Source organism: Gilliamella sp. BG7, assembly GCF_046635565.1.
GTDB lineage: Bacteria > Pseudomonadota > Gammaproteobacteria > Enterobacterales > Orbaceae > Gilliamella > Gilliamella apicola_P.
Map to the genome: position 1 here is coordinate 25,922 of NZ_JBIDFB010000008.1, position 25,633 is coordinate 51,554.

Consider the following 25,633-nt stretch of genomic DNA (forward strand, 5'->3'; position numbering starts at 1 on the left):
TCATTAACTAATAAAAGTTTATAATATGAACACATATGCTATGAATATTTGGATTGATGCTGATGCCTGCCCTAACCCAATTAAAGAGATTTTATATCGAGTTGCAAATCGAAAAGCAATAAATACAACATTAATTGCAAATCAATGTTTAACTATCCCCTTGTCACCTTATATTAAAACTTTATTAGTTGAAAAAGGATTTGATGTAGCAGATAGAAAAATAATTGAGTCGGTTCAAAAAAATGATTTAGTTATTACCTCAGACATTTCACTTGCATCCGAAGTTTTAAATAAAAATGCATTAGTGCTTACGCCACGAGGTAAACAATATACACTAGATATCATTAAAGAACGATTAATTATGAGAGATTTTATGGAAACCATGCGAGCAAGTGGAATACAATCTAAAGGTTCAGCTCCGTTTTCCAGCAAAGACCGAGAAAAATTTGCTAATCAGCTTGATATATTGCTTAATTCAACATCTAAATGAATTTAATAACTCTTTAAAATCGAGTCAGCAAAATTAGCAAAACTAAATTTTTAGAAATAGCTCTCTGCTTTTGAATGGTTTTGATCCTACATAAGGTTTCAACGCCATCCTAGTAAAGCGTTTAGCTGCTTTTAACGTATCGATATTATCAAATTGGCGTTTCCCTAAAGCTAAAACCTGCTCGCCAGTAAAGCTGATACTATTTTGTAATAAACTACTGATAAATCCTTTTTCCGATTGATAATGATAATGCATCGATTTAACAATGTCATCGCCAGTTACAGAGCAGTGAAAAAAATCAACGTGATATCCTAAATTTTCTAATAACGATAATTCAAAAGCTCGCAATACATTTTCAGCTGGAACCTGTTGTGCTAATTGTTGCAGACTTTTTAGATAATCATCAAAAAGAGTTAGCATTTCTACTTCTGCAACTAAAACTCGATGTAATAGTTCATTTAAATAAAATGCGCTATACAAAAAAACAGATACCAATGGCAATGTAAGCGACATAGCTTCAACTTTACGCAATGTTTTTATTTCACCTTGGCCTGAATATTGCACAATAAGTGGAGTAAAAGGTTGTAACATACCCTTCAGGGCTGAACTCTTTCTTCTAGCTCCTTTAGCTAATGCCTTTATTTTTCCGACATTCTCAACAAACAGATCGACTAATAAGCTGCTTTCAGTATAAGAGCGAGTATGTAGTATAAATGCTCTTTGCCAACTTTCCATTCAAAATACCTTTCAATCACACCACTGTTTTCTGATTAATAAATTGTATCTGACCAAAATTTAGATAAATCTATGAAATTTTCAACTGAAATTTAACTAAAGATCCGATATAATCAATGCAAACAATAGGATTATAGGATAAATAAAAGAGAAGCTATGGATCTTTTTTCAATAATTTTACTACTAGTATTAATTGTATCACTTTCTGGCGTCGTTATTAAAATGTTACCGATACAAATCCCATTGCCTCTAATGCAAATATTATTAGGTTGTATATTGGCTGCCTTTGGTGTTTATGTCAAATTTGACCCAGAGTTATTTCTTGTTTTATTCATTCCACCTTTACTCTTTGCCGATGGGCGTAAAACATCAGTAAAAGATTTTGTGCACAATGTTAGAGAAATTGTTGGGCTAGCGCTAGTTTTAGTTGTAATAACAATTGTAGCTGTTGGTTATTTACTTTATTGGATGTTACCAAAAGGAATCGATCTAGCAGCAACATTTGCATTGGCTGCTGTATTATCGCCAACTGATGCCGTAGCATTAAGTGGAATTGTTGGTAAAGGTCGTATCGAAAAAGAAAAGATGGAAATCATCGAAGGTGAAGCACTGATGAATGATGCTTCAGGTTTGGTTTCTTTAAAATTTGCTATTGCTATTGCCGTCGGTGATGCAGTATTTAACATCTTTGATATTAGTGTGCAATTTTTTGTAGTTGCTATTGGTGGATTAGTTATCGGTGTCTTATTTACTTGGTTATATGCACGTATTTTACGTAAAATAAATAAGCTTACTCACAATGACCCTGCAATTCAAATAGTATTACTATTTTTACTACCATTTGCCGCTTATATTATTGCTGAGGAATGCCATTGTTCTGGTATTTTAGCTGCAGTAAGTGCAGGTATGACAGTGAACCATTCTGGTATGATGAGAAATGCACCTTTAACAGCACGTTTGCAATCAGATAGTACATGGTCAATGTTAACGTTTGTCTTTAATGGTTTTGTATTTGTTTTATTAGGTATTCAGTTACCAAGCATTTTTAATAATACTTTTGCAGAAAACCAAATCGATACATCAATTGAAGTATGGCAATTATGTTTAATTGTTTTATTTGTTTTTGTTGTATTGATGGGAACTCGATTTGCTTGGTTATGGTCAATGAAACATATGCCAACGATGCCTTTTGGAACTAAGAGACCTCTTGCATTTAGAGCATACTCAACCAGAGATCTTTTAATTTCAACATTTGCTGGCGTTAGAGGCGCTATTACTCTAGCTGGTGTATTATCCATTACAACGACAATTAATGGACGTTATCAATTGGTCTTTATTGCGACAGGCATCATTTTAATCTCATTGATTGCAGCGGTGATAATCTTACCTATCTTATTACGAGGTAGTGTAATTTTAGATAATTCTGAACAAAAAAATGAAATTTTATCAGTTAAAGGCCAAATGGCAGAAGAAGCGATTATCAGTCTTGAAAAAATGCAAAATAATTTATTACAGGAAACTTCTGAATCTGGCTTAGATCAAGAAATTATACATGAAATTGGTTCTCGTGTTATTGGTTCATTAAGACGCCGAACTGGACTTAAAGATTTAGAACAAAAAGCACTAGAGGCTGAAAACTTAGAAAGACGTATGCGTCTAGTTGCAATTGGTGCAGAACGTACAGCTTTACTACAAATGAAAGTTCGTAATGAAGTGAGCGAAGAGGTTTTTGAGCATTTGAATACCGACTTGGATATTTATGAAAAAATGATTTCTGGGGATGCATAAATGATTGGAGCAAAAAGCCAAATTTTAAACAAAATTCATTCACAGTTTGTCAATAAAGCGCCCCATATTTTGGGGTTTACCTTACGATGCATTCCTTTTAATATCAAAAAACAAACCATAGAGCGATTATTGAAATTACAATTTGAACATTCTCTACAAGATGGTGATCTAGATTTTTTAGAAAATCGTTGGCTTAAAATTCAAGTTACTGATCTGGAACTTGTGTGGTTTGTTAGTTTAATCGATAACAAATTAGTTGTTAGCCGAGAAGAAATTGCTGATGTAAGCTTTATAGGTAATGCTAATGATTTGATTATGATAGCAACTAGACGACAAGATCCCGATACGCTATTTTTTCAACGTCGTTTGATTGTTGAAGGTGATACTGAATTAGGGTTATATGTAAAAAACTTAATGGATTCTATAGAGTTGGAAGCTATGCCAAAATTTTTAAGGCTAACACTTGAAAAATTAGCCGACATTATCGAAAGCGCACCAACCAATTAAGAATAAATTATACTCATTTTAAATCATTCAAAATATTTATTCTGTGTAATGATAGATTTCATTGAAAATTTTGAATTGATTAATTTCTATCTTGTAAATAATAGATTATTCTAACCCCCCATATAAAATGGGGAAAAGAAGCTGATTATTTTGAGTATATATAATGAAATTTATGAGTTTCTTTACAGAAAACATAAAATATATGGTTACAAAATGAAAAATAACCAAGAACAGCCAACTTTTTACTTCCACGATTATGAAACATTTGGAACTCATCCTGCATTAGATCGCCCTGCTCAATTTGCTGGAATTCGAACTGATGAGAATTTTAATATTATTGAAGATCCTTTGGTTATATATTGTTGTCAAGCTCAAGACTATCTACCCAATCCAGAAGCGGTACTAATTACTGGCATAACACCTCAAGAAACTAATAACAAAGGAGTTTGTGAAGCTGAATTTACTCGACAAATTCATCAAGCTTTTAGCAAACCTAATACTTGTATTTTAGGATATAACAATATTCGTTTTGATGATGAAGTAACGCGTAATCTTTTATATCGTAATTTTTATGACCCTTATACTTATTGTTGGCAACACAACAATTCAAGATGGGATCTACTTGATGTAGTTCGTGCTTGTTATGCGCTAAGACCAGAAGGAATTAATTGGCCAACTAATGATGAAGGCCTACCAAGTTTTCGTTTAGAACATCTAACAAAAGCAAATAACATTAAGCATGAACATGCACATGATGCAATGTCTGATGTTTATGCAACTATAGCAATGGCTAAATTAATAAAAGAAAAACAACCTAAACTGTTTAATTATTTTTTCTCATTACGTAAAAAAAATAAAGTTGCTGAACTTATTGATACAGTTAATATGACACCAATAGTTTATGTATCAGGCATGTTAGGTAGCCATCGTGGTAATCTATCTTTAGTTTCACCTATAATTTGGCATCCAGTACAAAATAGTGCCACTGTTATTTGCGATTTAACTGGAGATATAGATCTCTTAATCGATCTCCCCGTTGAGCAAATAAAGGAAAGGCTCTACACCAAAACTGAAGATCTACAATTTGGTGAATCACGAATACCTTTAAAATTGATTCATACCAATAAATGTCCTATTATTGCACCATTAAAGACATTATTACCTGAAAATGCTGAACGGTTTAACATTGATATAGAGCAATGTTTAATAAACCAACATAAATTGTTAGAAAATCAAAATTTATTACAAAATAAAATGCAGACGTTATTTAATATTGATAATAATAGTCCCATTAATACTATTAACGCTGATGTTGATGCTCAAATTTATGGAAAATTTCTAAATAACCAAGATAAGTTACGCTGCGAGACTATTCGAACAACTCCAATCCATCTATTAGGTAGTTTATCATTAACGTTTGATGATCCTCGTTTACCAACACTATTTTTTCGTTATAAAGCGCGAAATTACCCACAAACATTAACAGAGCATGAACAGATTATTTGGAAAGATTACTGTCGTGATAAACTCACCCCCCCAAAAATTCAAGATTACTTATTAGTATTAGAACAATATGCTGAAACTTATATTCACCAACCAGAAAAACTAGCAATAATTAAACAACTTTATCATTACTGCCATTATTTAGTTGGTAATTAATTTTGACGAGCGTATCATATAAACAAATAACTTTATGTCACACTAGCACCGTCATAATTTATAATTAAGATTAATAGCATTTACGTTATGAAACATTTTCTAGCTAAGCACGCCACCATCAGACATAGACTATATTCTTTATACTATACACTTTTTAGTTATGGTCGTGGATTGGTCATATTAACTCTTTGTTTATGGGTGGGTAATATTATTTCTAAAATATTACCTATAATGATTCCTGGCAGTATTATTGGTTTATTGATCCTGTTCTTCTTACTTGCATTTCAGTTAATTCCCACTTGCTGGATCAAAAATAGCTGTAATCTATTCATGCGTTACATGACATTGTTATTTATTCCTGCAGCAATGGGGATTATGGATAATTATTCACTTTTATTACAAAATTGGGTTCCGATTATATTTGGCTGTGTAGGTGGTTCTCTTATTGTATTGATTCTAACTGCATTTTTAACGGAACAATGTCATAAAGTCGCAGCAAAAAATTCAATTTCATCACCAAAAGGTGAGGTCAATCAGCCATGATATGGATGCTACCATTAACACTTTTTGTTTTCTTCATTATTAGAAAAATATCATTTAAAATAAAAAATCCGTTATTTAATCCCCTAGTGATTACGGTCATAGTATTAATTCCAATTTTACTGATAACAAATACCAGCTATACACAATACGTTGACAACGTACAAATCATTAATGACCTATTGCCTTATTCTGTTGTTGCTCTCGCCTATCCTTTATATGAACTTATCCCCCAAATTAAAGCTCGTTGGAAGTCAATAATGATTATTACTTTTACAGCATCGCTTGCTTCAATGATAACCGGTGTTTGTATTGTATTTTGGTTAGGTGGAAGTATCGAGATTGCTGCATCTGTGCTACCTAAATCTGTTACTACTGCCATTGCAGTAACAATTGCAAGTAATCAAGATGGTGTACCGTCAATAGCTGCATTATGCGTGATATTAGTTGGAACATTAGGCGGTATATTTGGACATCAAATATTAAATTTAGTAAAAATAAAATCAGCACCAGCAAGAGGATTAGCTATCGGTGCTGTTTCACATGCTGTCGGCACTGCCCGTTGTATTGAAGTTGATTATAACGAAGGTGCGTATAGTTCGTTATCATTAGTTTTATGTGGTGTTATGACCTCATTGACAGCACCTTTTTTATTTCCAATAATGGTATTTATTTTTAACTGGTTTTAGCATGAAATTAAAAAAGCTTATTGCTTATATTGCTAGTTTCTGCTTGATTTCAATAACTGCTATTGTAAGTTTAGATTATTGGATCAGCTATAAAACGGCTCCTTATATTTATCATGATGAAAACAAACTTCCTTACCGAACTATTGGTGTTGTACTTGGAACATCGAAATATGTTCGAGGAGGAGGTTTAAATGATTTTTATCGTAATCGTATTGATGGAGCAATTGATCTTTATTGGCAAAACAAAGTTGATTACTTATTATTAAGTGGTGATAACGCTCTTTTAAGCTACAACGAACCAATTACTATGAAGAAGGATTTGATAAAAGCTGGAATTCCTAGCGATGTGATCGTTTTGGATTATGCTGGTTTTAGAACTTTCGATTCGGTGGTTCGTGCCAATAAAGTATTTGATGCAAATAATTTTACTATTATCACTCAAGAGTTTCATTGCGAACGAGCTATTTTTATTGCCCTTGCACAAGACATACAAGCGCAATGTTTTGCTGTGCCCTCCCCTAAAAATATGAAGTTAGTCCGTATTCGCGAAATGTTTGCGCGTGTTAGTGCATTTATTGATCTTTATATTCTAAAAAAAGAACCTAGATATCTTGGTCCTGTAATTCCTATTTTATCTAATGCTCAATAACCATCCTAAATAACAAAAGATTGTAAAAACTTTCAGGAAAGTGCATCTTTAAGTATAAAAACCAGACAAAAGAGGGCTTGTCTAATAAATTAGATTGCATTTTTATGCAGAAAAAAGTAATATTTAATCAACTTTAGCATCAAGAAAAATGTATAACTAACAATGAATATTGAATTAAACCATATTAACTGTTTTTATGGTAAACATCAGGCCTTAAATGATGTTTCACTCTGCTATCCACTTGGTGAAACCATTGTATTACTTGGTCAAAGTGGAGCAGGAAAAAGCTCTTTATTAAAAGTTTTTAATTTACTTGAAATACCTAGTTCAGGGCAGATGACCATTGCTAACACTCATTTTGATTTTTCTGAAAAAATCAGTGAATCAACAATTAGACATCTCCGTAAAAATGTAGGCATGGTATTTCAAAACTATAATTTATGGCCGCATTTGACGGTACTAGAAAATTTGATTGAAGCACCTTGCCAAGTATTAAAGTTATCTAAAAAAGAAGCTTGCGATAAAGCAATGGCGATATTACAAAGATTGCAAATTGATGATATGGCACAACGCTACCCGCTCCACCTCTCAGGTGGACAACAGCAACGTGTCGCTATTGCTAGAGCGTTAATGATGGAACCTCAAATATTATTATTCGATGAACCTACAGCAGCATTAGATCCAGCAATTACATCGCAAATTGCCGAAATTATCAATGAGCTATCTCAAACAGGTATTACACAAATTATAGTTACGCATGAAGTTGATTTTGCACGCAAAATTGCTTCACAAGTAATTTATATGGAGCAAGGTAAAATTATTGAGCGAGGACAACTCGAATGTTTTGCTCATCCTAAAACTGAAGAGTTTAAAGCTTATTTGTCACATTAATTAAAATAAAATTAGGTGGGTATATGAAAAAAACGTTACTAGCTATTTGTCTTGCAGGAACAGCTTTTGTAGCTCAAGCAGCAGACACCTTAACAATCGGAACAGAAGCAACTTATGCGCCTTTTGAATTTACTAATGAAAAAAATGAAATCATCGGCTTTGATATTGATGTGATTAATAAGATTTGTGATGAAATAAAAGTTTCATGCAAAATTGTCAATCAATCATTTGATGGTTTAATTCCTAGCTTAAAAACTCGTCGAATTGATGCCGCTATAGCAGGAATTGATATTACGCCAGAACGACAAAAACAAGTTGATTTTACTAAAATTTATTATGATAATAGCTCAATCCAATTTGTTACATTGAAAGATACATTAACTAATCTCGATCAACTAAAAGGTAAACGAGTTGGTCTACAAAAAGGAACAACTTATCCTAAATATTTAAGTGATAAATTCCCAGATATGAAAGCGGTTAGCTATGATAGTTATCAGTACGCTATTTTAGATTTAAAAGCGAAGAGAATTGATGCAATAGTTTCAAGCTCAATTGTAGCTGGAGAATGGCTAGGCAAAGAGGCAGATATTGTTGCTTTAAGCGATAAAATCACTGACCACGACTATTTTGGTGAAGGTTTAGGAATTGCTATCCGTAAGGGTAACGAAAAATTACTTAACCAATTTGATCAAGCGATAGATAAATTAAAAGCTAATGGTGAGTTAGATGCTATCTATAAAAGATGGTTCAATAAATAAACTATATTTTTAAATAAATATAACATATGATAATCTCGCCGCATTATCTTGCGGCGAATTTATTTTTTAAATTAACCTTGGTTTTTTTATGTTTGATTTTTTTGCAAATAAAATGATATGGATCTCATCGTTAATGGATGGGTATATTTTGCCGCTTATACAAGCAACAGGTGTCACATTATCATTGGCCTTTGTATCATTAATTATCGGAATTGTTTTCGCTTTAATTTTCTCAATACTAGAATCTGTTCCATTTAAACCCGTTGCGTGGGCAATGTCCTTATTTAACTTAACAATTCGCGCGTTACCTGAATTATTAATTGTGGTAGCTATTTATAACGGATTACCACTATTATTAATATTATTAAATGATGGTTTCACAATCGATCTTTATTATTTGTCGTTGACGATACAATTAGATATTCAAGATTTTAATATTAGTCCTTTTTTATGCGGTGTTGCAGCACTATCACTTTTATACGCTGTTTATGCCTCTCAAACGTTACGCGGTGCATTTAAAGCAATTTCTAACGGACAAAAACAAGCAGCTCAAGTACTTGGGTTAAGTAAATCACGCACGTTTCTTCGCATTATAATGCCACAAATGTGGCGTCATGCCTTGCCTGGATTAAGTAATCAGTGGTTAATTTTGTTAAAAGACACCGCATTAGTTTCAGCAATTGCAATTGATGATTTAATGATGCAAACCAAAACTATCATCGCGCGAACCAACCAACCTTTTTTATGGTATTTTGTTGCAATGATCATTTATCTAATTATCTCAATTTTAAGTCAAAAGGTTATAACGCGTATTGAAAAACGCTCAACCTATTTTGAACAACCTACATCAGCGAAAAATTAGTAAGGCCGTATTATGTCTGATAATTTTATTCATTACATTAACATCATTGCCCAAGGTTTACCCAATACATTAATTTTAGGTATTTTGGGTATTTTATCTGCTGGATTGATTGCTGCTTGTCTATCATGTCTATTATCATTAAATCACTTTATATTAAATAAAGTTATACGCACATATGTCATTATATTTACAGGTACACCTTTGCTAGTACAACTTTTACTAATTTATTATGGACCATCACAATTTAGAGATATTTTAATCAAAATACCGACGTTTTATAACATTATTTCTTCGCCTTGGTTTTGTGCCTATTTAACATTAACACTCAATAGTGCCGCCTATACAACTCAAATTTTTTATGGTTCATTAAAAAACTTACCTAAAGGACAGTGGCAAGCTTGTGAAGCACTTGGCATGAATAAAAAACAAACTTTAAAAGTTGTTTTGCCTTATACATTAAAACGAGCACTTTCGACTTATTCAAATGAAGTTGTCTTTGTAGTAAAAGGCACAGCATTAGCGTCAATGATTCCTGTTATGGATGTTATGGGCTACAGCAATGAATTGAATGCGGATTATTATGATTTCACTATTTTTATTGCTGCTGGGTTAATATATCTCTTGATAAATGGTTTACTTAGCACCATTATGAGGATTATAGAGAAAAAAGCCCTCAAATTCGAAAACTAATATGAACCAATTTGATTCAGCATCCTTTTTAAAAACAGTCCCACATAAGCCGGGAATTTATCAAATGTTTAATGATAAACAGACGATTATTTATGTGGGAAAGGCTAAAGATCTTAATAATCGCTTAAAAAGTTACTTTAATAATAGTAAAAAAACGCTAAAAACGGATATGCTTGTTAGTCATATCCATCATATTGAATTTACAATTACCAATACCGAAACCGAAGCCTTACTGCTTGAACAGACTTATATTAAAAAGTATCAACCCCGATACAATGTACTGTTAAAAGATGACAAAAGTTACCCATTTATAAAGTTAAGCAAAGAACAACATCCGCAATTGTCTCTTTATCGTGGTGCAGTCAATCGAAAAAAAGATGAATTTTTTGGCCCTTATCCAAGTGGATATGCAGTAAAGCAAATATTAGTTTTATTACAAAAAACATTTCCAATAAGACAGTGTTTAAATTCAACCTATCGCAACCGAACTCGACCCTGCCTACAATATCAAATTAAACGTTGCTTAGGCCCTTGTGTGCCTGGATTAGTCAGTGATGAAGATTACCTAGAACAAGTTAACTATGTTAGATTATTTTTATCTGGTCAATCAGATCAAATAATACAAAAAATAACTGAAGATATGCAAAAAGCTAGTAGCGAACTCAACTTTGAAAAAGCAGTAGTTTTGCGTGATCAACTACAAGCAATAAAGCATATCAATGAAAAACAAGCCATATACAACAACAACGATAATCTTGATGTGATCGGTTTTCATTATGAGTCTGGTTTAGCTTGTATATATGTCTTATTTATTCGCAATGGACAAACATTTGGGCATCGTTCTTATTTCCCTAAAGTTCCATCAAATACTGAGCTAGAAGAAGTTATCGAAACCTTTTTAGGACAGTTTTATTTACAAGGCAATCAAAACAGAAATATCCCTAAAAAGATTTTACTTAACTTCTCATTGTCTGATAAACAACCAATGGAACAGACACTATCGCTTATTGCTGAACATCAAGTTAAATTAGTTGATGAGCCTAAAGGCGATAATCTCAAATTACTCAATATTGCAACTGTGAATGCTCAAACTGAAGTCAAAAATAAACTACTAGCAAACTCAACAATAAAACAACGTTATGACGGATTAAAAGACTTTTTAAAAATTGACAAAATTAACAGAATGGAATGTTTTGATATCAGTCATTTTATGGGTAAAAATACCATTGCATCTTGTGTTGTTTTTGATGATAATGGCCCTGTTAAATCGGAATTTCGACGCTATAATATTACAGGAATTACACCCGGTGATGATTATGCAGCAATGCAACAAGTATTAACGCGCCGTTACAATAAAAAAGATCTCCCCATCGAAAAAGTTCCTGATATTATTTTTATCGACGGTGGTAAAGGACAACTTAATCAAGCACTAAAGGTATTTGAACAATTAGAGGTAAGTTGGAACAAAAATCATCCTATTCTAATTGGAGTTGCTAAAGGTGCTGAGCGCAAAGAAGGTCTAGAAACACTATTTTTTGAAGCATACGGTAAAGGATATTATCTTGATGATCACTCACCTGCTCTATTACTCATCCAGCAAATAAGAAATGCATCACATGATCATGCCATTGTTGGTCAACGTAAAAAAGGGACAAAACAATTAACCGACAGCGCTTTAGAACACATTGAAGGTATTGGAGCCAAAAGACGTCAAGCACTACTGAAACATTTTGGAGGATTAAGAGAGTTAAAAAATGCCAGTATTGACGAAATTGCGCAAGTTCAAGGGATATCCAAACAATTAGCTGAAAAAATTTATCTAAATTTACAACAATAACCCATTGAAAAAATAACATATTTCAGGCAACATAATTATTAAGAAAATACTGTTTTTTATTAATCTATAATGTATTGATTAATAAAATAAAATGAAAAAAGAGATTGTGTCACATGAAAATTAATTTTCCAACATTCTTAACACTACTTCGAGTTATTTTAATTCCTTTTTTTGTACTGGCATTTTATTTGTTTCCTCATGAATGGTCTGGCATTTTTTCTGCGTTGCTTTTTTTAATTGCGACAGTGACTGATATATTAGATGGTTATTTAGCTCGCCGCTTAGGACAGACAACTAAGTTTGGTGCTTTTTTAGATCCTGTTGCCGATAAAATCATGGTAACAATAGCGCTTGTTTTAATTACACAATATTACAAAGCATGGTGGATCTCAATCCCTGCTATTATTATTGTTTCACGAGAAATTATAATATCTGCCTTACGTGAATGGATGGCTGAAATTGGTAAACGTAACAAAGTAGCCGTATCTTCAATTGGTAAAATTAAAACGATAACACAAATGACAGCAATAACTTGGCTACTTTGGCGCCCTTGTAATATTGTTATTTACGCAGGCCTTGCCACATTATTTATTGCTACAGTATTGACCCTGTTATCAATGTTACAATATTTATGGATAGCACATAGTGATTTATTAGAAGAAGAATAATTCTTAATTAATATTCTATATGAGTAGTTTTGTTCATATATTCTAGTAAACAAAATTACTCATCGCTTTCAAAATCGACCAGTAACTTCTAATTAAACCGTCAATCAGTCAAACATTAAGCAATCAATCGATTTATTTAAAATTTTTATTGACTGAAACCATAAGATAGGTAAAATGCACTACATCAAAACGAATTACTTTTTAGTGATCAATTTTGAGCCCGGGTGGTGAAATCGGTAGACACAAGGGATTTAAAATCCCTCGGCCTTTTTGGTCGTGCGAGTTCAAGTCTCGCCCCGGGCACCACTTCTTACCTATGCGGGAATAGCTCAGTTGGTAGAGCACGACCTTGCCAAGGTCGGGGTCGCGAGTTCGAACCTCGTTTCCCGCTCCAGTTCATGATGTATAACGCTGTAATGAAATATACAACTTGTAGTATATTCCTTTTGAAATCACTCAATAAATACTATTTTCCATTCTATTAAAAAGAACAAAAAATTTGGGTAACTAATAACCTTTCCGGGCATCGTGGATGAATGCGTTTTTTTCGCTTTATCCTGAGATTAAGCTTTAACTCACAATACACCCGTTTATGATTCCATTTATAGCCGAGCTTTTTGATACGATTAAAGCATTTAGGAAAGCCCCAGCGTAAATGCCGGTCAGTGATAGCACTCAACACCGAAATAATCACTGAATCATCCTGTAACTTAGGTTGATAATAGTAAGCACAACGGCTTAAGCCAACAATGGCACAACTCATAGCAATACTAACCTATTGATTTTGTTGTGGTTGCTGTGCCCACGTTTTACGTGCCGTTGTGGGCACTAAAGCTTTTTTATGATTTCTTCCTGAAGCTGGGATTTTAAGCTCAGTTCGGCAAACATCTGCTTAAGCTTGCGGTTTTCAGCCTCCAGCTCCTTTAAGCGTTTGATATCCGAAGTTTCCATTCCGCCGTATTTTTCTCGCCATTTATAAAAAGTTGAATTACCCATGCCATATTTACGGCACAGCTCTTTAACGGGAAGACCAGCTTCAGCTTCTTGATGTTCAGTCATTTTTTTCATATATCATAGAGAATTTTCTACTTTTTTGCTGTACTATTTTAGGAGATAGTTACAATTTGAATTCGATACTAAATTTTTTGACCATGATATTTGTCTCCTATGATTTTGTTTATATCATAGAGGTCACTTTTGTCCATTTTTTTGGCTAGGATCAAAGTTAGAATGAAAAATTAATATAAAAAAGTCTCCCCATCCTTTTTTTTATTTTATGTTACTGTTTTTACTAATTTTATTATTCATTAATGCTATTTTTTCTATTCCATATTTATGAGTTTAGTGCACTTTTTTTACATTTGAGTTTGGGTAGTACATCGATTGTTTGAGTGTGAATGCCTTTGTGCCCTTGCTTATTCCCCTATGTGTGACTGACTATAGTGGTGTTTCGTTGGGTGTGATTGCGTTGGTAAACGCTGATGGCATTGATAGTATTCGACACTAACTCTGTTTTCACTGCTTTAAATATGCTTTGCAATTGCGTTATCATAGGGACAGCCTTTGCGATTTAATGAACTTTTAATACCAAATTCTGTTAAGCTCTCATCAATCAGATGATTATCAAAAATCTTTACCTCTATGAGAATAAAGAACTCAATAGCCTGTAAATTCATTGGAATTTAACTATGAGTTATTTTGCTATCAACGTCAGTATATAAATCGGGATCCTCAAAAGTAATTAATTATGGCATAATATGCGCCAATTCATATTTTCGCGACTTCACTCAAAGGCTAATTATTACTTATGAGTGAAACGCATGTTAAAGAGAGTAAATTCTAGTGTTAAGTACAAATAACATCACAATGCAATTTGGAAGTAAGCCATTATTTGAAAATATCTCGGTTAAATTCGGTAATGGCAATCGTTATGGTTTAATTGGTGCCAATGGTAGCGGTAAATCAACTTTTATGAAGATTATTGGTGGTGATTTAGTGCCAACATCTGGTAATGTTGCTTTAGATCCGCATGAACGATTAGGTAAGTTACGCCAAGACCAATTTGCGTTTGAAGAGTTTACCGTACTTGATACCGTAATTATGGGACATACCGAATTATGGCAGATCAAGCAAGAACGTGATCGCATCTATTCACTTCCCGAAATGAGTGAAGAAGACGGCTTTAAAGTTGCTGATTTGGAAACCCAATATGCCGAAATGGATGGTTATAGCGCTGAAGCTCGTGCGGGTGAATTATTATTAGGTGTTGGTATTCCAATTGAGCAACATTATGGATTAATGAGCGAAATCGCACCAGGCTGGAAATTACGAGTATTATTAGCCCAAGCCTTATTCTCAAATCCCGATATTTTATTGCTTGACGAACCGACCAATAACTTGGATATCGATACTATCCGTTGGCTTGAAGACACCTTAAATCAACGCGAAAGCACCATGATTATTATTTCGCATGACCGCCATTTTTTGAATATGGTCTGTACCCATATGGCAGACATGGATTATGGTGAGCTTCGCATCTACCCTGGTAACTATGATGATTATATGACAGCATCAACGCAAGCGAGAGAGCGTTTATTAGCTGACAATGCCAAAAAGAAAGCACAAATCAGTGAGCTACAATCTTTTGTTAGTCGATTTAGTGCCAATGCGTCTAAATCAAAACAAGCAACTTCGCGCGCAAAACAAATTGAAAAAATTAAACTTGAAGAAGTCAAAGCCTCTAGTCGCCAAAATCCATTTATTCGTTTTGAACAAGATAAAAAACTATTCCGTAATGCGCTTGTTGTTAAAAAACTGACCAAAGGTTTTGATAATGGTCCACTATTTAAAAACTTAAACCTAATGGTCGAAGTGGGCGAAAAAGTCGCTATTTTAGGGACTAACGGTATTGGTAAAACTACATTAATAAAAACACTGATGGGCGAGCTTACTCCCGAACAGGGCGATATAAAATGGTCTGAAAATGCCAATATTGGTTATTATGCACAAGATCACGAATACGAATTTGAAGGCGATTTAACTGTATTTGACTGGATGAGCCAATGGAAGCAGCCAACCGATGACGAGCAAGCCGTACGTAGTGTTTTAGGTCGATTGTTATTTTCACAAGATGATATTAAAAAGCAAGTTAAAGTCCTATCTGGTGGTGAAAAAGGACGTATGTTATTTGGTAAATTGATGATGCAACGTCCTAACATTATTGTTATGGACGAGCCTACTAACCATTTAGATATGGAATCCATTGAATCACTCAATATGGCATTAGAGCTTTATCAAGGCACGCTATTTTTTGTTTCACACGATCGTGAATTTGTTAGTTCGTTGGCAACACGAATTATTGAAATCACACCTGAAAAAGTGATTGACTATACAGGTAATTATGAAGATTACTTACGTAGCCAAGGGATTGAATAATTAGCCATTACTAAAAATAGCCACAAATACCAATGTGGCTATTATTTTCTTACATTGTGTTAAGATGAGTTTTCCCCATTTTTAAATAATATTCAGTAAAATGAATCGCACCTCAATTGACATTGTACAATGACTCTCAGTAATTACATTCCAATGGGGAATATTATGAGACACGTTAGCTATTCAGCCGCAAGGGCAAATCTAGCAGCAACAATGGATGAAGTTGTTAACGACCGAATGCCAACAATTATTACACGCCAAAATGGCAATAACTGCATTTTAATGTCATATGATGAATTTACATCTTTAGAAGAAACCGCCCGCTTGTACCGTCCACCAGCCAATACAAAACATTTATTACGTTCATTAGAGCAAATTAACAACGGCCAACTACAGGAACGTGATCTACAAGATGAATAAGTTATTTTCAGATGAATCGTGGCATGACTACTTTTATTGGCAAAAAATAGATAAAAAAGTGATTAAACGCATCAATGAACTTATTAAAGATATCAGCAGGACGCCGTTTTCAGGTCTAGGTAAGCCAGAGGCGCTAAAATTTAATTTATCAGGTTATTGGTCGCGAAGAATTAGTGGAGAACACAGGTTAATTTATAAAATTGAAAATAACTGTATTATTATACTCTCTTGCCGTTATCATTATGAATAATGATATTTCTCACCTTATCAATCTAATCAGCCAAAAAATAGCCAAATCAGTGACTAACTTATTTCAATTAATTACTTAGCAAATTAAAACTCTAACTCATCCCACCAAATATCGATAAGTGGACTGGTTTTGACATTTTTTAAGCCGTGACTTTCAAGCCACTTTGTGACAATGTCACGATACTCTTCGGTACAATTGTCTAGTTTTTGGGTGCAAATAGTCCCTTTCCAATTTAAATAACCACTCCCCTCATAAGCTAAACCATTTGGTTGAATAGCTTCAAGAATAAATTGATCAACAATATTATCTAAGGTTTCTTCAGTTGTACTTTCGTCAAAAGACCAACTAACAGTAAAACCTAATTCTTTAACTCGTCGATGTGTAATTTTTTTCGTAAACGTCTACTACGATTAACCATAATCATTTCCTTCTTTTCTATTAAATATTCGTTTATTTATTTCTAGTATAATGCTGTCTGTTAGCGGATTTTACACTATTTTGCTTTGGTTGCGACGATCGATTTGTTGTTGAGCTTGCTCTTTTTGGCGCGGTTCGTCTTGCTGACGATTTTTTAACAGGCTCTGGTTTTATTTTAGGATCGACTTCAAATCCTTGTGTTGTTAGTTCAGGAATTGACCTTTTAATCAACTTTTCAATCGCTTTTAGTTGTGGAAGTTCATCAACACAAACTAATGAAATAGCTTGTCCTTGATTTTGCGCACGTCCTGTTCGACCAATACGATGTACATAATCTTCAGCAACTTGTGGTAATTCATAATTAACAACATAAGGCAATAACTCAATATCAAGCCCACGAGCAGCAATATCGGTTGCCACTAACGCCCTAATTTGCCCTGTTTTAAAATCCGCTAACGCTTTAGTACGAGCACCCTGGCTTTTATTACCATGAATTGCAGCAGCCTTAATGCCATCTTTGGTTAATTGATCTGCCAAATGATTAGCACCGTATTTAGTGCGAGTAAATATTAGCACTTGTTGCCACTGATTTTTACCAATTAAATAAGAAAGTAACTCACGCTTACGACGTTTATCAACCCGATGCACATATTGCGTGATCTGCTCTGAAGCACTATTGGTTTTAGCAACCTCAATCAATTTTGGTGAATGTAAAATTGTTTCGGCTAAGGCTTTTATTTCGCTTGAAAAAGTCGCTGAAAACATTAAATTTTGGCGTTTTTTAGGTAACTTAGCGATCACACGGCGAATATCATGAATAAAGCCCATGTCTAACATACGATCGGCTTCATCCAACACCAACATTTTAACAGTAGCAAGATCCACCGCATTTTGTTGTACTAAATCAAGCAACCGCCCTGGTGTTGCAATCAAAACATCAACACCACCGCGTAACTTCATCATTTGCGGATTAATACTCACCCCACCAAAAACTACCAATGAACGAGTGGGCAAATAACGACTATAATCGCGAATATTTTCGCCTATTTGCGCAGCCAGTTCGCGCGTTGGGGCTAAAATCAAGGCATATAAAGGACGTTTGCCTTTTTTAGGTTTTGGATTATTAGCTTTTTTTGTTTGCTGTTCAATAAGCTTTTGTAATATTGGTAAACCAAAGCCTGCCGTTTTACCTGTTCCTGTTTGTGCACTCGCCATAACGTCTTTACCAGATAAAATTACAGGTATGGCTTGTTGTTGAATGGGAGTTGGATCGGTATAGTTTTGTTCTTGAATTGCTTTTAAAATCTTGGCATCTAAACCAAGAGAGTCAAATGACATGAAATGTATCCTAAATAAACGAAAAAAAATTATTCATATGCATTATAAAGCAATTCAATAATATTTGTCTGATTATTTAGCAAATTTACTTACCGACTATTATGTATGCTAATTTAAATTTTAAAATATTACACAAATCTTTATTTAAAATTATCGGACCACCTTTAATATATAACTATGTTATAAAAAATAGTATTGATTTTAATTGTGTTTATCCATCAAAAATATAAATGATATTTATTATCATATAATGATTATGTTAATATTTTACTTTTTAATAATAATTTACTGGATTAAACATGCCTTTAAACGTTAGCCACATTAAAAAGCTATTAATTGTCTAACTTTTATCGATTTTTAGCTTTAACTGTTTTGCAAAAGATAATATCACTTTTGCAAACTTCCGAGATATTTGCGATTTGAATCCACACCTTTATGGGAGTGAAATGTAGGCTCAAAATATGCTCTATGGGTCGCTTGTTCATTATAATCAAGATAGCACATTTTCTCCTTGGCTTGCTAAAAGCTGGACTATTACAAACCAAGAAAAAGCCAATATGTTTAAACTGAGAAAAGATGTTACCTTTAGTTATAGTGCTAAATTTGATGCTCACAGTGCAAAATTAAACTGGGATGTCATCCTGTAAAATAAAGTGCGCCATACATGGCTTGAAATGGTACGTTTAATTACTGAATTCAAAGCGGTAGATGATTATACTCTTCAAGTTAATCTGTCAGAGCCTTACTCCCCGTTTTTGATTAAATTGCAGTAACCAGACCCATGCGCTTTATTTCACCGAATTCAATGATCGATGGTGAAATAAAAAATGGCGTTAAATCTTATATTAGCACAGGCCTTTATGTTTTAGGTGATCATAAAAAAGATCAGTATGCTGTTTTTAACGCAAATCCTAACTATTGGGGTGTTATGTATAATAATCTCAAAATAAAGTGTCAACAATAGCGATAAATTTAACCTATTTAATTTTGTTCTTCACAAATTTCATCTATTGATAACGTTGCTGGCACGTTACGCTCATCATTGAATTGAAAACGAAATAAAAACCGAATATCATAAGCACGTAACACTTCAATCACGTCTTGATTATTACAAAATTGAGCATTAAGCCCAAGCCTTATATCTTCTGTAATATCTTCTATTGACACGCTTTGGCTATCGGTCGGCATGTTATATTCAAAAACGATACTATTAGGGTTACTAAAAATGTTAGTTATTTCATAACCCGCATCCATTTGAACCGGAAATTCACCACCTTCACCTAATATCGACCTTTTGGCACTATCGGCAAAGGCTTTGGTTATGTTTGCTGACGGTGGTAAATCGGTACTATATGCGCTCGAAATCATAAAAAAAGCAGAAAATAGCACTACCAATTTCATTAGTTTTTTCACTTCAATAATCCTTAAATTTAGACTTAAATAGTCATATTGATTTTATTATAAAAAACATCTAAATGAAAAACAAATCAAACAACTTACCATCAAAATAAACAGTTCATAAAATAAGTATAACTATATGGAAAAATTGATATTTAAATTTAATTGTGACGTTGTCACACATATAACTTGCAATAAAAAAGATCGTTATAAATCGATGTAATCTAAAAAGGTAACCATATTGGTTACCTTTTAATAGTATTAACGGACTAATATTACTTTTTATTTGGATGAGGATCCTTAACTGAATCACCCTGTCCAGACATAATATACCAGCCATTTTTGCTATGTGGCTTTTTATTATAATCAGGGCAAGGAGGTAACGATTTCTTACTTTGGTTTGAATAAATATAGCTACAGTCAGCGCACTTATAAGTGCCAGATGAAACATCACTACCGTATGGAGCAAATTTTTGTACCATTATAAGTACCTCCTAAATTAAATTAGTGACAAACCCAATGCTTATCACTGTTATATCTAAGCTCTGAATTGAGAAAAAAGCAAGTGTAGTTTTTAAAAATTGTTCAATAAGCGAATCGTTTTAAGTGATATGAAAAAATCTCAGATAGAACATTAATTTTATTTTTTAGTGAAGCTAATAATTTTTATAGTATACGTTCAATTTTTATATATTAGTTGATTTTGTTTTTTATTCTAATAAACAACTGAAATTTTTTATTTATCAGTTACTATAATTATCTATGTTGTTGAGTTAAAAATAGCTTTGTACTAATTGATTATTTTACATAATCTATTTTTAATTTATTAGTTTATCGATAAAAATTCTATTATTAGCATGAGTGCTCTTTTTTCAAAATCACCTGAATGTAGCAGAAATACTTTGGTTTTCTCGATTGGATATTTGGATAAAATCGCATTACCGTAATTACCCTCCCTTTTATTTCGACTGCTTTACCAAAAACATAATACATTCCCGATTTTTCGGCAATAATTACTTGATCCAAAGTATCACTACGTATCGTGTTTTGATCAACTTTCTCCAGCGTAACTATATTTGCTCCACCTTGCTTTAATTGCTTTGGCAACCAAATTAAGTTCAAAGTTGTGTTTCCTTAGTCCGCGAGCGATATTAAAGCTAGCTATGGTTATTTGAGGTTGTTCACTTTTTTCATAAACTTTATTGGGTCAGCTGTAATATTATATTTCGACTAAATCAGTAGATTCTGTTGCTGCACTAATATATGAAAACAGTGTAAACATCCCAATTAAACTCAATACAAAAATATTCTTTTTCATAAAACTCTCCTTTTATATATACAAAATAGAGGGAGATTTACTTTTTAAATTGCGATCTTTATCATAAATAACAATTTATAAGATAAAATTAGTGCATTGAGTTTTATAGTTTTATTAAAATCGTGTAGTTGCGACACGGTTTTTTGATTTTTGTAACAATTTTGACTCTTTTAGTTTATTGATTATTTTTGATTATCATCTGTACCGGATAATGATCTGAATAGTTATCGGTAAATTCATCTTTTATCACTTTCACATTAACTACATTTTTTTCAAGTAAAGGAGAAACATAAATATAATCATAACGTAAAGGCGTTGATGATTGATCATAAAAAACTTTTGTTGGTGCGGTAGCAATAAATTGTTTGTTTTTGATTTTTAATACATCAATAAATCCTGCATCAATAAGGTTTTGTTGGACAGTATAATTGAGTTGACCATTAACTAGATTTTCGAGAATTGGTCTTTGCTTTTCCTTTTCTTTTATATCGTTAAGTAAATTACTTTTATCATAAGCTGGTTTGTCTGCTGGTGAGAAAGAGTTTAGATCCCCAGCTATAATCCATTTGCCTTTAGGATCACGGCTATATTTTATTGAATCAATGATAAGATTCATTTCGTCTATTCTTTTAGCTGTCCAAAACGGATTGATGTGGGTTACAACAAAATGATAGTTACCAATATCAGCATATAATACTCCATGCCATAAATTATCTACCACTTTATTTACATTAACTATTGGATATTTAGATGTGATAGCCACAGGGAAAGATGCAGGATCATCAGGTGATTCTTTTAATAGTACGGCATATTTATGACCATAACTTGCGGCAAATTTTTCTAGTTTATCACGAGTAAAAAAGTTCATCTCTTGCCACGCAATTATATCGGCATCTTGTATTTTTGCCCATTCAATAAATTTATGTTTACCATCTGATTTATCTAACTTCATGCCATTGTATACATTATAGCTAATCATTTTTAATTCTTTTACATCCTCAATAGAAGCAAAAACTGATGAGCTACAGAGGATAATACTACTCATAAATGCAATAAGTTTTGACTTTGATTTGTTCATTTGCTCGTCCTTTCTCGATTGATATTATTAATCAGTATCATCTTGACCAAAAACAAAACAAATCTTTTTTATGATTTTTGTGATATGTGTCAATAAATTAATTTGTTTAATTGTTATATTCATATATGGTAATTTGAGTTTATAGCTTATTCAAAACTAATAAAAAACAAAATTAACACCTTATCATAAGTAAGTTATATGAGTGTCACCAATATCAATAAAACAAAAATAACCATCATGATTTGGCAAAATGGCAGAATATTTACAAAGTGTTAAGGAAAGCGTAATTGAAGCTGTTTATCCTTTGAAGCAGTAAAAAAGAACGTTATGAAACTGTTAGTTATGGTATTAAACTTCTGATATAAGTTTAAAAATAAAAACCACTACTATCTTAGCGCACTTAATATTATCAATTTAAGAAATTGTTAGGTAAGTCATTGATTTTAATGGAGGCGCGTCCCGGAGTCGAACCGAGGTAGACGGATTTGCAATCCGCAGCATGGCCACTCTGCCAACGCGCCTTGGAGGTCTATCTGAATAGGCTGCAAATAGTATCACTGGCTTGACTAATCGTCAAGATTAAATAGATTATAATTACAGCAGTCACTTTATTTTTAACTAAATTTTAAAAATCAAATTTTTGTTCACAAATTTTTGAGTTTAATGCAGAGTTTATATGAAAAGTATAACTATCAATACTATTGAGAATTGCTCTCCCTACAACATAATACTATTAAGTCTTAATTTGATATTTCTGAACTAGTAAAGTATCAAACGATAAATTGAAAAATTTTATAACCTACTAACGGATTATAGCGCAATATTTAAATCATAACCTCGGCATGAGTAAACAGCATATTCCCCAAAAAGATCACACAAAATATGTGGTTAAATTTTATTTTATGCTAGAGCAAATTGTACAATATTATTCTGAATTAACATCATACAAAGATAATAGCAATATCTCATCAAAAATCGTTTCTTAATAAAAAAGGGTAATCACTATTTACCCTTTTTAGATTCTTCTAAAAGTATAATCTATATTGACAATAATATAGCTATTTAAGATTAATTAGCCATTTACCATCAACTTTAATCACCGATATGTTTTTTTCCTCTTTTTTAGTAGCATCTTTAAAGATAACAGTAGTACTAACTATTGCCATATTTTTTTCATCATTAGTATATTTTACGAGTTCAGATTCGACTTTATTAAGTCCTCCATGTTCATCAGCAAATTGTTTACCTCGCTGTAGTGCTTCTTGCATTTTGCTTTTAACGAACATTCGCATATCCATACCTTTGTTATCATCATCTTTAGGAAAATTGATGAGATTTATAACAGTATCTGAATCACCCTTGTAGATCGCTGAGATAAATTTTTCTGCTACTTGTTCAGGAGAATCATTATTCGAACATGCAGTTACCATAAGTGCTAATAAAAATACACTTAAAAATTTCATTATCAATTTCATTTTTAATCCCATCATCAATTTAAATTATAATTAAAATATTACATAAATTCCCTTTGGTAAAAATAAACATCATCAAAGGAAATGATGTTAAATAATACTATATAATCAAATACTTGCAAAGTAATATGGAATAATAACTACTATTTAAAATTTAAAAGGATATCTTGCCAACTTTGATCTAATTTAGCTTCAATAATCATTGGTTTATGTTGGGTTGGATGTTTGATTTGAAGTTTGCTTGCGTGTAACATCAATCGTTTGATATTAAAATAAGTTGCAAATGCACGATTCTGATGTAAATCACCATGTTTGCTATCCCCCAATATCGGATGGAAAATATGTTTCATATGGCGACGTAGTTGATGTTTACGACCGGTTTGTGGTTTTAATTCAACAAAACTATACCTTGCTGTTTCAAATTTGCTAACCTTAATCGGAACTTCAATTTTGCTGATAGATTTGTAAAATGTGACGGCATCTTGTGCTGGTTTATTCTTATTAGTAAATTTATCTGCAATTTTATCTAATTCTTCAACTAAAGGGTAATCAATCACCGCTTCCCCCTCAACATAACCGCGCACAATCGCATGATACGTTTTTTCAATTTGTTTTTTTGCAAATTCTTCTGACATAATTCTTGCTACATCACTAGAAAGAGCAAACAACAAAACACCAGAGGTTGGTCTATCTAGCCTATGTATAGGGAAAACATGTTGACCGATTTGATCACGCAATGTTTGCATCACAACAACTGTTTCAGTTTTATCTAACCAACTGCGATGCACAAGCCAACCAGATGGTTTGTTAATGGCAATTAAGTCATCATCTTGATAAAGAATTTCAAACATAAAATATTTATTAAAATATCAATTATAAAAAGAGCTCTTCAAGCTCCTTAGCTATACTAGGGCCATTATTATCGCCAATGGCATAATTTGCTTTGGCTTTAACTTCATCATCAGCATTACCCATCGCAATTCCTAATCCAGCAATAGATAACATACTTATGTCATTATAACTGTCACCAAAAGCGACAACTTCGCTTAAATCAATATTTTCGTGCTCTGCCCAGTGAATTAACCCATTTCCTTTGGTATTTCCTTTAACTGCTACATCTGCTCGATTTGACCAAGACCATTCACACGAAAACACACCTAAGGAATCAACTGCATTTGAAAATTGTTGTAAAGTAGGTATATTATGACTACTTGTTGCAAATTTAAAAATAGCGTCAGATTGCTCAATAACATTTTCAAAATTATCTACTTTTTTAATTTCAGGTTGTAAAAACTCAGGCAATGATTTAACCCACTTAAAAAAGCTTTCTAAATGATCATCTAACAATTCATAAGTCATCATTTTATCAGTATAAATTAATGTATGAATACCATATTGATTGACAAGATTTAGTAGCATTCGAGCCTGATCTTTCGTCATTGGTTTAGCGGCAAAAGCGTTTTGTTTATCAAAATTATAGATATAAGATCCATTACAACAAATTGCCGGGGTTGATAATTTGAGCTGATAGTAATAAGGATAAATTACAGAATGATGCCGTCCTGAAACTAAAATAACTTTCACACCTTTAGAACTAATTTTTTCAATGGCCGTTATTGTTTCTGGTAAAATTAAACGATTGCTGTCTAACAACGTACCATCCATATCAAAGGCTACGGCTTTATACTTCATATAATACCTCTTTTCATTTCTGATCTTAGCTATAAAGGCTGGCTAAGTACTA

The 25,633-nt window shown here is 32.7% G+C and carries 27 protein-coding genes, 3 tRNA genes and 3 pseudogenes; 20 read left to right on the forward strand and 13 right to left on the reverse strand.

Going from position 1 to position 25,633, the window contains the following annotated elements; translation table 11 throughout:
• The first annotated feature begins 40 nt into the window (after positions 1 to 40).
• Positions 41 to 490, forward strand: coding sequence for a YaiI/YqxD family protein (locus ACGH49_RS06520; protein WP_411588788.1), 450 nt, complete (start codon positions 41 to 43; stop codon positions 488 to 490).
• 42 nt (positions 491 to 532) lie between these two features.
• On the opposite strand, the gene recO is transcribed toward ACGH49_RS06520, so the two are convergent.
• Entirely contained in the window at positions 533 to 1,225 is a 693-nt protein-coding gene (gene recO / locus ACGH49_RS06525) for a DNA repair protein RecO (protein ID WP_411588713.1), read from the reverse strand.
• Between the two features lie 156 nt (positions 1,226 to 1,381).
• Between recO and ACGH49_RS06530 the strand changes: the two genes are divergently transcribed.
• The 14 genes and pseudogenes from ACGH49_RS06530 (at position 1,382) to ACGH49_RS06595 (ending at position 13,157) form a co-directional block, all read left to right on the forward strand.
• Positions 1,382 to 3,013: a Na+/H+ antiporter gene (locus tag ACGH49_RS06530; RefSeq protein ID WP_065608432.1), complete on the forward strand. Its 1,632-nt coding sequence runs from the start codon at positions 1,382 to 1,384 to the stop codon at positions 3,011 to 3,013.
• A 21-nt stretch (positions 3,014 to 3,034) separates the two neighbouring features.
• Positions 3,035 to 3,520 carry an SCP2 domain-containing protein gene (locus ACGH49_RS06535; RefSeq protein ID WP_411588789.1) on the forward strand — a complete coding sequence of 162 codons (486 nt, stop codon included), beginning with the start codon at positions 3,035 to 3,037 and terminating at the stop codon, positions 3,518 to 3,520.
• Between the two features lie 213 nt (positions 3,521 to 3,733).
• Positions 3,734 to 5,179, forward strand: a complete 1,446-nt coding sequence (gene sbcB / locus ACGH49_RS06540) for an exodeoxyribonuclease I (protein WP_411588714.1) — start codon at positions 3,734 to 3,736, stop codon at positions 5,177 to 5,179.
• A gap of 87 nt (positions 5,180 to 5,266) precedes the next feature.
• Positions 5,267 to 5,722, forward strand: a complete 456-nt coding sequence (locus ACGH49_RS06545; RefSeq protein ID WP_081296801.1) for a CidA/LrgA family protein — start codon at positions 5,267 to 5,269, stop codon at positions 5,720 to 5,722.
• Complete coding sequence (locus ACGH49_RS06550) at positions 5,719 to 6,408, forward strand: CidB/LrgB family autolysis modulator (protein ID WP_065608427.1); 690 nt, start codon at positions 5,719 to 5,721, stop codon at positions 6,406 to 6,408. The genes ACGH49_RS06545 and ACGH49_RS06550 overlap by 4 nt, the downstream gene beginning before the upstream one ends.
• 1 nt (position 6,409) lies before the next feature.
• Positions 6,410 to 7,039, forward strand: a pseudogene (locus tag ACGH49_RS06555) (ElyC/SanA/YdcF family protein); the annotation flags it as partial.
• Positions 7,040 to 7,219: 180 nt separating this feature from the next.
• Entirely contained in the window at positions 7,220 to 7,948 is a 729-nt protein-coding gene (gene artP / locus ACGH49_RS06560) for an arginine ABC transporter ATP-binding protein ArtP (protein WP_065590899.1), read from the forward strand.
• A gap of 23 nt (positions 7,949 to 7,971) precedes the next feature.
• Complete coding sequence (locus ACGH49_RS06565) at positions 7,972 to 8,706, forward strand: transporter substrate-binding domain-containing protein (RefSeq protein WP_411588715.1); 735 nt, start codon at positions 7,972 to 7,974, stop codon at positions 8,704 to 8,706.
• 133 nt (positions 8,707 to 8,839) lie between these two features.
• Entirely contained in the window at positions 8,840 to 9,568 is a 729-nt protein-coding gene (artQ, locus tag ACGH49_RS06570; protein ID WP_411588790.1) for an arginine ABC transporter permease ArtQ, read from the forward strand.
• Between the two features lie 12 nt (positions 9,569 to 9,580).
• Positions 9,581 to 10,258, forward strand: coding sequence for an arginine ABC transporter permease ArtM (gene artM, locus ACGH49_RS06575; RefSeq protein ID WP_411588716.1), 678 nt, complete (start codon positions 9,581 to 9,583; stop codon positions 10,256 to 10,258).
• A 1-nt stretch (position 10,259) separates the two neighbouring features.
• A complete protein-coding gene (gene uvrC, locus ACGH49_RS06580) occupies positions 10,260 to 12,095 on the forward strand; it encodes an excinuclease ABC subunit UvrC (RefSeq protein WP_411588717.1) in 1,836 nt (611 codons plus the stop codon).
• Positions 12,096 to 12,208: 113 nt separating this feature from the next.
• Positions 12,209 to 12,763: a CDP-diacylglycerol--glycerol-3-phosphate 3-phosphatidyltransferase gene (gene pgsA / locus ACGH49_RS06585; protein ID WP_296210280.1), complete on the forward strand. Its 555-nt coding sequence runs from the start codon at positions 12,209 to 12,211 to the stop codon at positions 12,761 to 12,763.
• Between the two features lie 218 nt (positions 12,764 to 12,981).
• A tRNA-Leu gene (locus ACGH49_RS06590) sits at positions 12,982 to 13,069 on the forward strand.
• Between the two features lie 12 nt (positions 13,070 to 13,081).
• A tRNA-Gly gene (locus ACGH49_RS06595) sits at positions 13,082 to 13,157 on the forward strand.
• Between the two features lie 87 nt (positions 13,158 to 13,244).
• Here ACGH49_RS06595 and ACGH49_RS06600 read toward each other — a convergent pair.
• Positions 13,245 to 13,526 (reverse strand): hypothetical protein, encoded by a 282-nt coding sequence (locus ACGH49_RS06600; RefSeq protein WP_411588719.1) that lies wholly within the window; start codon positions 13,524 to 13,526, stop codon positions 13,245 to 13,247.
• A 112-nt stretch (positions 13,527 to 13,638) separates the two neighbouring features.
• Positions 13,639 to 13,831: pseudogene (locus ACGH49_RS06605) on the reverse strand (transposase); the annotation flags it as partial.
• Between the two features lie 774 nt (positions 13,832 to 14,605).
• On the opposite strand from ACGH49_RS06605, the gene ACGH49_RS06610 reads away from it, so the two are divergent.
• The 3 genes from ACGH49_RS06610 (at position 14,606) to ACGH49_RS06620 (ending at position 16,868) form a co-directional block, all read left to right on the forward strand.
• Positions 14,606 to 16,198: an ABC-F family ATPase gene (locus ACGH49_RS06610; protein ID WP_411588720.1), complete on the forward strand. Its 1,593-nt coding sequence runs from the start codon at positions 14,606 to 14,608 to the stop codon at positions 16,196 to 16,198.
• Between the two features lie 165 nt (positions 16,199 to 16,363).
• Positions 16,364 to 16,618: a type II toxin-antitoxin system prevent-host-death family antitoxin gene (locus ACGH49_RS06615; protein ID WP_411588721.1), complete on the forward strand. Its 255-nt coding sequence runs from the start codon at positions 16,364 to 16,366 to the stop codon at positions 16,616 to 16,618.
• Positions 16,611 to 16,868, forward strand: coding sequence for a Txe/YoeB family addiction module toxin (locus tag ACGH49_RS06620; protein WP_065607187.1), 258 nt, complete (start codon positions 16,611 to 16,613; stop codon positions 16,866 to 16,868). Before ACGH49_RS06615 ends, ACGH49_RS06620 begins: the two co-directional genes overlap by 8 nt.
• An 83-nt stretch (positions 16,869 to 16,951) precedes the next feature.
• Here the strand turns inward: ACGH49_RS06620 and ACGH49_RS06625 are convergent.
• Positions 16,952 to 17,286: pseudogene (locus ACGH49_RS06625) on the reverse strand (YggL family protein).
• A 32-nt stretch (positions 17,287 to 17,318) separates the two neighbouring features.
• Positions 17,319 to 18,623: a DEAD/DEAH box helicase gene (locus tag ACGH49_RS06630; RefSeq protein WP_081298030.1), complete on the reverse strand. Its 1,305-nt coding sequence runs from the start codon at positions 18,621 to 18,623 to the stop codon at positions 17,319 to 17,321.
• Between the two features lie 461 nt (positions 18,624 to 19,084).
• Here ACGH49_RS06630 and ACGH49_RS06635 point away from each other — a divergent pair, with 461 nt between their 5' ends.
• Together ACGH49_RS06635 and ACGH49_RS06640 are read left to right on the forward strand one after the other, a co-directional pair.
• Complete coding sequence (locus ACGH49_RS06635; RefSeq protein WP_411588723.1) at positions 19,085 to 19,270, forward strand: hypothetical protein; 186 nt, start codon at positions 19,085 to 19,087, stop codon at positions 19,268 to 19,270.
• A 134-nt stretch (positions 19,271 to 19,404) separates the two neighbouring features.
• Complete coding sequence (locus ACGH49_RS06640; protein WP_065607190.1) at positions 19,405 to 19,587, forward strand: hypothetical protein; 183 nt, start codon at positions 19,405 to 19,407, stop codon at positions 19,585 to 19,587.
• 17 nt (positions 19,588 to 19,604) lie between these two features.
• On the opposite strand, the gene ACGH49_RS06645 is transcribed toward ACGH49_RS06640, so the two are convergent.
• From ACGH49_RS06645 to ACGH49_RS06680, 8 genes are all read right to left on the reverse strand, one after another.
• A complete protein-coding gene (locus tag ACGH49_RS06645) occupies positions 19,605 to 20,036 on the reverse strand; it encodes a hypothetical protein (RefSeq protein WP_065607192.1) in 432 nt (143 codons plus the stop codon).
• Positions 20,037 to 20,296: 260 nt separating this feature from the next.
• Positions 20,297 to 20,503 carry a hypothetical protein gene (locus ACGH49_RS06650; protein ID WP_065560105.1) on the reverse strand — a complete coding sequence of 69 codons (207 nt, stop codon included), beginning with the start codon at positions 20,501 to 20,503 and terminating at the stop codon, positions 20,297 to 20,299.
• A 370-nt stretch (positions 20,504 to 20,873) separates the two neighbouring features.
• Complete coding sequence (locus ACGH49_RS06655; protein WP_065607195.1) at positions 20,874 to 21,143, reverse strand: hypothetical protein; 270 nt, start codon at positions 21,141 to 21,143, stop codon at positions 20,874 to 20,876.
• A gap of 371 nt (positions 21,144 to 21,514) precedes the next feature.
• Complete coding sequence (locus ACGH49_RS06660; protein WP_411588725.1) at positions 21,515 to 22,417, reverse strand: endonuclease/exonuclease/phosphatase family protein; 903 nt, start codon at positions 22,415 to 22,417, stop codon at positions 21,515 to 21,517.
• A gap of 447 nt (positions 22,418 to 22,864) precedes the next feature.
• Positions 22,865 to 22,938, reverse strand: a tRNA-Cys gene (locus ACGH49_RS06665).
• A gap of 537 nt (positions 22,939 to 23,475) precedes the next feature.
• Positions 23,476 to 23,880, reverse strand: a complete 405-nt coding sequence (locus ACGH49_RS06670; RefSeq protein ID WP_411588727.1) for a DUF4878 domain-containing protein — start codon at positions 23,878 to 23,880, stop codon at positions 23,476 to 23,478.
• A 152-nt stretch (positions 23,881 to 24,032) separates the two neighbouring features.
• On the reverse strand, positions 24,033 to 24,740 hold the full coding sequence (gene truC, locus ACGH49_RS06675; protein ID WP_411588728.1) for a tRNA pseudouridine(65) synthase TruC: 708 nt from the start codon (positions 24,738 to 24,740) through the stop codon (positions 24,033 to 24,035).
• A 22-nt stretch (positions 24,741 to 24,762) separates the two neighbouring features.
• On the reverse strand, positions 24,763 to 25,581 hold the full coding sequence (locus ACGH49_RS06680) for a pyridoxal phosphatase (RefSeq protein WP_411588729.1): 819 nt from the start codon (positions 25,579 to 25,581) through the stop codon (positions 24,763 to 24,765).
• Positions 25,582 to 25,633: the final 52 nt, after the last annotated feature.

What these genes read in the sequence shown, in the direction of transcription:
- ACGH49_RS06635 (WP_411588723.1), top strand. Translation starts at nt 19,085, where the DNA reads ATGCTCTATGGGTCGCTTGTTCATTATAATCAAGATAGCACATTTTCT.
- ACGH49_RS06660 (WP_411588725.1), bottom strand. Translation starts at nt 22,417, where the DNA reads ATGAACAAATCAAAGTCAAAACTTATTGCATTTATGAGTAGTATTATC.
- ACGH49_RS06545 (WP_081296801.1), top strand. Translation starts at nt 5,267, where the DNA reads ATGAAACATTTTCTAGCTAAGCACGCCACCATCAGACATAGACTATAT.
- ACGH49_RS06630 (WP_081298030.1), bottom strand. Translation starts at nt 18,623, where the DNA reads ATGTCATTTGACTCTCTTGGTTTAGATGCCAAGATTTTAAAAGCAATT.
- ACGH49_RS06650 (WP_065560105.1), bottom strand. Translation starts at nt 20,503, where the DNA reads ATGGTACAAAAATTTGCTCCATACGGTAGTGATGTTTCATCTGGCACT.
- ACGH49_RS06640 (WP_065607190.1), top strand. Translation starts at nt 19,405, where the DNA reads ATGCGCTTTATTTCACCGAATTCAATGATCGATGGTGAAATAAAAAAT.
- ACGH49_RS06550 (WP_065608427.1), top strand. Translation starts at nt 5,719, where the DNA reads ATGATATGGATGCTACCATTAACACTTTTTGTTTTCTTCATTATTAGA.
- pgsA (WP_296210280.1), top strand. Translation starts at nt 12,209, where the DNA reads ATGAAAATTAATTTTCCAACATTCTTAACACTACTTCGAGTTATTTTA.
- ACGH49_RS06620 (WP_065607187.1), top strand. Translation starts at nt 16,611, where the DNA reads ATGAATAAGTTATTTTCAGATGAATCGTGGCATGACTACTTTTATTGG.
- ACGH49_RS06600 (WP_411588719.1), bottom strand. Translation starts at nt 13,526, where the DNA reads ATGAGTTGTGCCATTGTTGGCTTAAGCCGTTGTGCTTACTATTATCAA.
- ACGH49_RS06670 (WP_411588727.1), bottom strand. Translation starts at nt 23,880, where the DNA reads ATGAAATTTTTAAGTGTATTTTTATTAGCACTTATGGTAACTGCATGT.
- artQ (WP_411588790.1), top strand. Translation starts at nt 8,840, where the DNA reads ATGGATGGGTATATTTTGCCGCTTATACAAGCAACAGGTGTCACATTA.
- ACGH49_RS06565 (WP_411588715.1), top strand. Translation starts at nt 7,972, where the DNA reads ATGAAAAAAACGTTACTAGCTATTTGTCTTGCAGGAACAGCTTTTGTA.
- ACGH49_RS06520 (WP_411588788.1), top strand. Translation starts at nt 41, where the DNA reads ATGAATATTTGGATTGATGCTGATGCCTGCCCTAACCCAATTAAAGAG.
- artM (WP_411588716.1), top strand. Translation starts at nt 9,581, where the DNA reads ATGTCTGATAATTTTATTCATTACATTAACATCATTGCCCAAGGTTTA.
- ACGH49_RS06615 (WP_411588721.1), top strand. Translation starts at nt 16,364, where the DNA reads ATGAGACACGTTAGCTATTCAGCCGCAAGGGCAAATCTAGCAGCAACA.
- ACGH49_RS06530 (WP_065608432.1), top strand. Translation starts at nt 1,382, where the DNA reads ATGGATCTTTTTTCAATAATTTTACTACTAGTATTAATTGTATCACTT.
- artP (WP_065590899.1), top strand. Translation starts at nt 7,220, where the DNA reads ATGAATATTGAATTAAACCATATTAACTGTTTTTATGGTAAACATCAG.
- truC (WP_411588728.1), bottom strand. Translation starts at nt 24,740, where the DNA reads ATGTTTGAAATTCTTTATCAAGATGATGACTTAATTGCCATTAACAAA.
- recO (WP_411588713.1), bottom strand. Translation starts at nt 1,225, where the DNA reads ATGGAAAGTTGGCAAAGAGCATTTATACTACATACTCGCTCTTATACT.
- sbcB (WP_411588714.1), top strand. Translation starts at nt 3,734, where the DNA reads ATGAAAAATAACCAAGAACAGCCAACTTTTTACTTCCACGATTATGAA.
- uvrC (WP_411588717.1), top strand. Translation starts at nt 10,260, where the DNA reads ATGAACCAATTTGATTCAGCATCCTTTTTAAAAACAGTCCCACATAAG.
- ACGH49_RS06680 (WP_411588729.1), bottom strand. Translation starts at nt 25,581, where the DNA reads ATGAAGTATAAAGCCGTAGCCTTTGATATGGATGGTACGTTGTTAGAC.